Below are 6,591 nucleotides of genomic sequence, written 5' to 3'. Positions count from 1 at the left end.
GCTCCCGCAACTCAGCAAGATCATCACGCCTAACGCCCACGGTCCTCGCAACTCCCACAGATCGCGGGTGTTGCGAGGACCGTTAGAACCCAAGCCCAGGGCGAGGGCCTCGCGGGTGCCCCGTGTTCGGCCAACTGGTGTCCAGCGTCGGTCAACCCGCCGCCCTGTGTGTATCTCACAGCTCAGGGCTGCCGGACCCGCCCGGCAGCTGTCAGGCGAACGGCCCCGACATCACGCTTTCAGGTTCGGTAAAGCTCGGACCTACACCTCCTGCGGCGCGTAGCGCAGCAGCACGACGTCGCCCACCGTCTCCGCCCCCAGCAACTGCATCCGATGGGTGCTGCCACCGGGGAACTCGGCCGGATAGACGAAGCGGGGCGCACCGGCTTCACCGACCAGCAGCGGCGCCACGGCCAGGTGGATCTCGTCAGCCAGGCCCTGGGAGAGGAACTGGGTGTGGATCTGGCCGCCGCCCTCGACCATCAGGCGGCTCACGCCGCGGGTCGCCAGATCTTCGAGCACGGCGCCGAAGGCAACCGTGTCTCCGGTGCTTACGACGTCGGTCAGGCCATCCAGGCGGTCGCGCAGCTTCAGGGCGCCGGCGTCGGTCGTGTAGACGACCTTCTTGTCTCCGAAGTGCCAGAACTTGAGGTCGCGGTCCAGGTCGCCGCTGCCCGTGATGGTGACCTTCAGCGGGTACTCCGGCTTGCCGGCCGCCACGCGGTCAGCCCGGCGCTTGTCGCTGTTGACCAGCAGGCGCGGGTTGTCGCTGCGCAGGGTGTTGCCGCCGACGAGGATGGCGTCCGACTCGGCCCGCACCTGATCCACCCGATCGAAGTCGGCCGCGTTCGACAGCAGCAGCCGCTCCGGAGAGGTGTCGTCGATGTAGCCATCGATCGAGGTGGCAACACTCAGCAGGACGAAGGGGCGCTCGGCCATCGTGGTTCCGTTCTTCGCGGGGCGGTGTCGTGGTCCTGGGGAGATCACACTTCATGGAGCATGACGCTGTCGAGAGCCTGGCGGAACTGCACGACCTCAGCCACGGTCTGCCAGCGCTGCAACTGGTGGTCGAGTGAGGCCAGTTCGCCAAAGATCCGCCCCGACCCGGTGGCCACTGCCACTGACAGGGCTTCAATTGCCGTGATCGCGGCCTGCTCCGGTCCGACGGCACGCAGCTGCGCCCCAGCGGACCGAGCCAGGTACACCCCGCGGTCACGCCGAAACGAGGCCGGCAAGGCCCGGATCGCCTGGTCGAACCTGCTCACCGCAACCTCATAGCGGCCGAGGACGGCCAGTGAGCGTGCTCGCTGCGCTTCGACGTAGGCGGCTTCCAACCAGCGGCCGCGGCTGACTGGCACGTCCCTGGGGCCAGTCACCAGCTCCAGCGCCTCGTCGTACGCCCGCTGGCAGGCCGGTTCGTCGCCTGCCAGTGCGTGACCGTGCGCCGCGTAAACCCTGGCCATGGCGACCAGGCGACTGCCCGGTGGGGCGATCCGCTGGGCCGACTCGGCCAGATCGATGGCGTCGAGCGATTCCTTCATGTCGCCGGCCAGCTGCGCCTTGCGGGCGGTGACGTAGACGGTCAGTTCGTGGTCACCGGCAGCGTTGGACCAATCGAGGGCCCGGTCCGCCCAGTACTGTGCCGCCCGGTGGTCTCCGCTGTCCTGGTACAGCCAGCTGGAGAACTCGGCGTACTCGGCCTGGACCTGCATGAGGCCCTGCCGGTCACGGCCGGCGGCGTCGCGGCGCAGCTGCTGGATCAAACGCAGGTGATCCAGGGCACTGGCGATGACGTCTCGCGGCCCCAGTACGTTGTCGCACTCCACCAGGGATTTGCGCAGCCGGCGCAGGTTCTCGACGGGGTGCAGGTCGGGAGACAGCAGCGGCTTCGCCGCAGGCGCACTCGCAGTTCCCACGACCAGCGTCGCGCCGGCGGCTGCGGCGGCCGAACGGAGTATGTCGCGGCGCGGCATGGTCACGAAGATGATCCTCCCGTCAGACGTGCGGCAGCCCACTCTGACGCCGTCGCCCATCAGGGCCATGGACGAGCCGACAGTGGCAGCTTCTTGCTCCGGATCACCGAGTTCGGGTGGCCCGATGTCGGCATCTCCGAGGTCAGGTAGCGGCGTCAGGAGATGTGGACCTTCGGCCCGTGGAGCAGGCGCCGGCTCCACAACAGTTGCTGGTTGATCCGGTGCGGCAAAGATCGCCCTCAACTCGGTGGTGCTGATCCTCAGCAGCCGAGCCAGCTTCACCCACATCCACGGTTGTGGATCGCCTTGGCCCCGCTCCCACCGCACCACCGTCGAGCGATGGACTCCCAAGGCGTCGGCCAGGGTCTCCTGGGTATGGCCGGCGTCCTTGCGCCGGTGAGCGAGCCGCTCCCGCTTGACCGCCATCGGCTCCCGCCCTCTGCTACGCCAAACCGTCTGCCCTGACAACGCGCCAGGTCACGCCCAGGTATGCATCTTGGCTGCGACATCGATGCGCCAATTCTGCTCTGGTTCGCGCCGGTTAGAGGGTGGTTCTGTAGAGACCTGCCGGACGAAGTCGGCCCCGTAGCGGCTCTGAGCATCGTTGGGTTCGGTCGGCCAATGCCCGCATCCGGGCCTCGTGTCAGCTCCTCTAAGCCTGGCCGGCGCTCCACCACCAAAGTCTTCCCGCCGGAACTCCGGTGGGAGTGTCCATACAGAAGGGAAGGACCACCATGGTGCACAACAGCACCCCGGCGCCTCCGTCCACTGAGGGCGGTCTCCTCGTCGCGGCGCGGAAGATCGCGGCGGCGCGGGCTCGCACCGAGCAGCCGTCCGATGTCAGCAGCGGCCGTTCCGACGGCAACGACTGATCCGGCTGCCCACGATGCTTGATGCTGCCTCGTGGGCGGCGCGTCTGGGCGAGGACTCGTTCCTCGCCCAGACGTTCAACCGCTCCTACGCCGTCATCCCCGGGCAGGTCGCCGATGTTGCCGACCTGCTCTCCTGGGACGACCTCAACGTCATTTTGGCCACGCAGCGGCTGGAGCCCCCAAGGCTGCGGCTGTCGCTGAACGGCGAGATGTTGCCGTTGCACCGGTACGCGTTGCCGGTGACCACCCGCCGGTCGGTGACGTGGTACCGCGTTCAGCCGGCCGAGCTGCACGCCCGCCTGGCCGAGGGGGCCTCGCTCGTTCTCGACTCCATCGAGAAGATCCACCCGCCCATCGGAGCGGCGGCTGAAGGTCTGGAGCGCTTCCTCGGCACGCTGGTACAGGTCAACGCCTATGCCTCGTGGACCGAGAAGGAAGGCTTCGGCACCCATTGGGATGACCACGACGTGGTGGTCGTGCAGATGTATGGAGCCAAGCGCTGGCGGCTCTACGGTCCCACCCGTGAAGCCCCAACGTTCCGAGACGTCGAAAGCCCGGACGCTCCCGAAGGCGAGCCGGTCGCGGACATCGTGCTGACGGCCGGCGACGTGCTCTACCTGCCGCGCGGCTGGTGGCACACGGTGTCGGCTGACCAGGGTTCGGAATCGCTGCACCTCACCTTCGGCTTGGTCACCAACACCGGAGCCGATCTCCTGACCTGGGTGGTCGACCAGCTGCGGTCCCGTACTGCACTGCGTCTGGACGTGCCCCGATTCGCTTCGCCGCTGGAGCAGGCCACTTACGTGGAGAACTTGCGCGTCGAGGTGCTGAGCGAGCTGACCGACCCCAACCTGGTCAGTCGGTGGGCCGAGTCGGTGGACACCACTCACTACGGTCGGGCGATCACCTCGTTGCCGTACGTCGAGGGCGTGCCCGCCAGGGCTGGGGTGGCCGTGCGCCTGACCGCGCCACGGGCCAGGCTGACGGAGCGCGCGCCCGAGGGCGTCGTCACCTTGGCGGCGGCGGGCACGGCGTGGGACTTCGCTGTCCAGGCCACTCCGCTGCTCCGGCGGCTGCTCACCGGGGAGCCGGCCACGCTAGGGGCACTGGCCGAGATCGCCGGCCTGGAGGTCAAGGATGTGGCCGCCCTGGTGTCGGTACTCATCGAGGGCCAAGCGGCTGCGGTTGTCGGGACAGCGCTGTGACGGCGATGTTGGGGCTGGGGACGTACCGGGTGCGCGTCGTTGCTCAAGCGGCGCGCACCGCCCTCGCGGCCGGTGCTGCTTGGGTCGATACCGCCCCGAACTATGCGGATGGCTTCGCCCAGCAGCACCTGGCGCAGGTGGTAGGCGACTTCCCAGCCGTCAGGCTGTCAACCAAGACCGGTTTCTACACGGCGGAGCACGGTCGAGCCGCGGTCGGGGCCGGCGTACTGACCGCCGACGAGGTGGCGCGCGGCCACAGTCTCGCGCCGACCTTCATCCGGTGGCAGACGGAGCGCACGCTGCGCCTGCTCGGTCGCGCCAATCTGGTGTTCGTCCACAATCCTGAGCGAGTCAGCCATGACCGCGCTCAGGTGCAGTTGGAGCTCCGGGAAGCCTTCGCGGTACTGGAGGAGCTGGCCCAGAGCGGCCAGATCGGCGGGTACGGCGTCGCTACCTGGTCGGGCCTGACCTCGGGCGTGTTCACGGTGCCCGATTTGCTCGGCCTCGCCGAGGAGGCCGCCGGCTCAGCCTCGCACCACTTCACCGGCCTTCAGCAGCCGGTCAGCCTGGTCATGGCCGGTCCCATCGACCAAGCGCTCAGTGGCGGTGGGCCGCTCGTCGAGGCGCAAGACGCCGGCGTCACCACCTTCGCTTCTGCACCGCTGCACGGCGGTGAGCTGCCAGGCCTGATGACGCCCGAACTGGCGGAGTTCATTCGTCCCGGCCTGTCGGCTCCAGCGGCTGCACTCCTGGCAGTTGCGTCCTCACCGGGCCTGGATGTGGTCCTCGTGTCGGCCAGCACTCCGGAACACTGGGACGATGCGACCAAGGCCGTGGCCATCCCCCTGGCACCTGAACGTCTGAGGAGCATCCTTGATGAACTCGCCGCCGGATGAGGCGACCCGGGCTCGCATGGAGGCCGCCCACCACACCGCGGCCCTACTCCTGGGGCTGATCTGTACCGGCCCCGCGGTCTGGGGTTTCCAGGGCCGAACGATGGGCCGACGAGCCGGCAACCGGTGGCTGCGGGTCAACTGCACGACCAAGGACAACGCGCAGCGGAAGCCGGGCGAGGGCATCGTCGGCGCGTCCACCCTGATTCCGGACGATGTCCCCCGACCACAGCTGCACGACATGATCGACTGGCCGGAGGGCGAGCACGTCTACCAAGCAGAGGTCACCGACTACGTGACCTTCCCGGTCATCTCGCCGGATCGGGCTGACCTTGCTCACGACCCCGGCCTACCGGACGAATGGTGGAGCAGCCTGCGCCGGGCCCTGAGCAGGCTCGGCCAGGCGGAGGGCGTCCGCACCACTATCCGGCCCGAGTGGATCGAGCGAGCCTTCCCGCAGTTCCTCGGTGTTCCCGCACCAAAGAAGGTCGAACGGGTCACCGGCCATGCTGATCTGCACTGGGGCAATCTGACGGCCCCGCTTACCCTGCTCGACTGGGAGCGCTGGGGGTTGGTGCCTGTCGGCTACGATCCGGGCCTGCTCCACGCCAACAGTCTGCTCGTCCCCACGGTGGCTACCCGTCTCCGGTTGGAGTTCGCATCGGTGCTGGACAGCCCCGCCGGCCGGATCGGCGAGTTGGTCGCCCTGGCCGAGATGTTGCAAGCCGTTGCCCGAGGTTGGTACCCCGAGCTGGCCCCTTTGCTGGCCGACCGAGCGGCCGAGCTGACCGGCGTCCGGCCGCCTACCATCGCGGACCCCGAACTCACCGGGTGACTGCGGTGGTGCCACCGCGAAGCACGCAAGTCGAGCCCCCATCCCGTCGCCGCCCCGCCGCCAGCCCCGCCGGGCCCCGGACTGGTGTGCCCGGTGGCGCAGCCAAGCGGGTGACCGGCACGACCGACTGAGAGGAGTTTCGACGTGGGCGAGCACGGAGACGGCAAGGGCGGCGAGTCCGGGGACAAGAAGCAGTCCCCGAAGGAGTCGGACGGCCGGTGGACCAAGCCCGTTACCAACCCGCCGAAGAAGAAGTGAGCCCGAACTGATGGACCAGTACGCGCAGTTGCTCGCGAACCTCACCGAGGCCGGCGCGCTGGGCGAGGAGTGGCGGGGCGCGTTCGAGCGCGCCCCGCGCTCCGCCTTCGTTCCGGACACCGTGTGGACCCCGGACGAGGATGCCCCGACCGGCTGTCGGCGGATCACCAAGGCCGAAGAGCCGGACGCCTGGTGGGCGCTGGTGAACGCCGACGGCGTGGTCGTCACGCAGGTCGACGACGGCGGCGAGGACGGGCCCGGCATCGCCACGTCGTCGGCCTCCGTGCCGTCCCTGGTCGCGTCCATGCTCGGCCACCTGGACGTCATGGACGGGAACGCGGTGCTCGACATCGGCACGGGAACGGGCTGGACAAGCGCCCTGCTGTGCAACCGACTTGGCGACGCGGCCGTGACGACGGTCGAGGTCGACCCGGCGGTGGCCGCCGCAGCCGGGGAGCGGCTGGCAGCGATCGGGTCGAAGCCCGGCCGGGTCGTCGGCGACGGCCTTCTCGGCCACCCGGCCGGTGGCCCCTACGACCGGATCCACTCCACTGC

Annotated in this window: 7 protein-coding genes; 5 read left to right on the top strand and 2 right to left on the bottom strand. The window is 69.1% G+C overall.

Annotation, left to right across the window (positions count from 1 at the left end; translation table 11 throughout):
- Positions 1-261: 261 nt before the first annotated feature.
- Entirely contained in the window at positions 262-939 is a 678-nt protein-coding gene (locus ACFRAR_RS37825; RefSeq protein ID WP_380704842.1) for a RibD family protein, read from the bottom strand.
- Positions 940-983: 44 nt separating this feature from the next.
- Positions 984-2,399, bottom strand: coding sequence for a helix-turn-helix transcriptional regulator (locus ACFRAR_RS37820; RefSeq protein WP_380704841.1), 1,416 nt, complete (start codon positions 2,397-2,399; stop codon positions 984-986).
- Positions 2,400-2,707: 308 nt separating this feature from the next.
- On the opposite strand from ACFRAR_RS37820, the gene ACFRAR_RS37815 reads away from it, so the two are divergent.
- The 5 genes from ACFRAR_RS37815 to ACFRAR_RS37795 form a co-directional block, all read left to right on the top strand.
- Positions 2,708-2,845, top strand: coding sequence for a hypothetical protein (locus ACFRAR_RS37815; RefSeq protein WP_380704840.1), 138 nt, complete (start codon positions 2,708-2,710; stop codon positions 2,843-2,845).
- Positions 2,846-2,859: 14 nt separating this feature from the next.
- The gene (locus ACFRAR_RS37810; RefSeq protein ID WP_380704839.1) at positions 2,860-4,050 is read left to right on the top strand and encodes a cupin domain-containing protein; all 1,191 of its coding nucleotides are present in this window, start codon (positions 2,860-2,862) and stop codon (positions 4,048-4,050) included.
- 5 nt (positions 4,051-4,055) lie between these two features.
- Positions 4,056-4,946 (top strand): aldo/keto reductase, encoded by an 891-nt coding sequence (locus tag ACFRAR_RS37805; protein ID WP_380704843.1) that lies wholly within the window; start codon positions 4,056-4,058, stop codon positions 4,944-4,946.
- Entirely contained in the window at positions 4,927-5,778 is an 852-nt protein-coding gene (locus ACFRAR_RS37800; protein WP_380704838.1) for a hypothetical protein, read from the top strand. Before ACFRAR_RS37805 ends, ACFRAR_RS37800 begins: the two co-directional genes overlap by 20 nt.
- Positions 5,779-6,046: 268 nt before the next feature.
- Positions 6,047-6,591 (top strand): methyltransferase domain-containing protein (locus ACFRAR_RS37795; RefSeq protein WP_380704836.1); only part of this gene is annotated, 545 nt, incomplete at its 3' end.

The sequence above is a fragment of the Kitasatospora sp. NPDC056651 genome, assembly GCF_042792155.1.
GTDB lineage: Bacteria > Actinomycetota > Actinomycetes > Streptomycetales > Streptomycetaceae > Kitasatospora.
This window is presented reverse-complemented; position numbering and strand designations above follow the sequence as displayed.